We start from the raw sequence: 1,069 nt of genomic DNA, 5'->3' as shown, positions 1-1,069 counted from the left end.
GCTAGTTGTGAGCCCGAAAGGCCGGCGGACAGCCGCCGGCCTTTCGCCTGCCCGGAACCGAAGCGGAGCCTTGGCCGTTGCGATGGCACCCGCCTGCCAGGGAGGTCGCCGTGGCGTCTACGTCCAGGCGCAGATCCGCATAGGAGCACGATGTCATGGCCGGCCTCGAGCAATACCACGCCAAGCGCGATTTCCGGAAAACCTCGGAGCCGGCCGGCCAGCTCGCGCCCAGCAAGAAGACCGACGCCGGCGGCATCTTCGTTGTCCAGAAGCATGCCGCGACGCGGCTCCACTATGACTTTCGGCTCGAGCATGATGGCGTGTTGTGGAGCTGGGCGGTCACGCGCGGACCGAGTCTCGACCCGCACGAGAGGCGGCTGGCGGTGCATGTCGAGGACCACCCGATCGACTATGCGTCTTTCGAGGGCACCATTCCGAAGGGCGAATATGGCGGCGGTTCCGTCCTCGTCTGGGACGAAGGCCGGTGGATCCCCGACGGCGACCCGGCCAAGGGCATGAAGAAGGGCCATATCGACTTCGAGCTCGAAGGCCAGAAGCTCAACGGTCGCTGGCATCTGGTCAGGCTGAAGCCGCGCCCGCGCGAAAAGCGCGACAACTGGCTGCTGATCAAATCCAATGACGCCGCCGCCCGCCCTGGTGAAGACATACTTGTAGAGGCGCCGCAATCGGTAAAGTCGGGCTTGACCATCGAGGAGATCGGCGAAGGCAAGACGGCCAAGGGCGCCAAACCAAGGGTCTGGCATTCCAACAAGCCGGCTGCAGGCAAGGCAAAATCCCCACGCCTCGAATTCGTCGAGCCGCAGCTGGCGACGCTCGAAAAGAATGCGCCTTCCGGCGAGGAATGGGTGCATGAGGTGAAGTTCGACGGCTACCGCATGCAGGCGCAGATCGCCGGCAGCGATGTCCGGCTGCTGACCCGCACCGGCCTTGACTGGACGAAGAAGTTCGAAGGTCCGGTCGTGGCCGAGCTTGCCGGACTGAAATGCCGCGACGCCATCATCGACGGCGAGATCGTCGTGTTGGCCGACAGCGGCGTGTCCTCCTTCGC

1 protein-coding gene is annotated in these 1,069 nt (G+C 64.7%); it reads left to right on the top strand.

The window, feature by feature from the left end:
• Positions 1–155: 155 nt before the first annotated feature.
• Positions 156–1,069 (top strand): DNA polymerase ligase N-terminal domain-containing protein (locus tag EOA60_RS34425; RefSeq protein ID WP_281060810.1); only part of this gene is annotated, 914 nt, incomplete at its 3' end.

Source organism: Mesorhizobium sp. M1A.F.Ca.IN.020.06.1.1, from assembly GCF_004023265.1.
Lineage (GTDB): Bacteria > Pseudomonadota > Alphaproteobacteria > Rhizobiales > Rhizobiaceae > Mesorhizobium.
The sequence above is the reverse complement of the archived record's forward strand: the minus strand, read 5'-3'. Positions and strand labels throughout refer to the sequence as shown.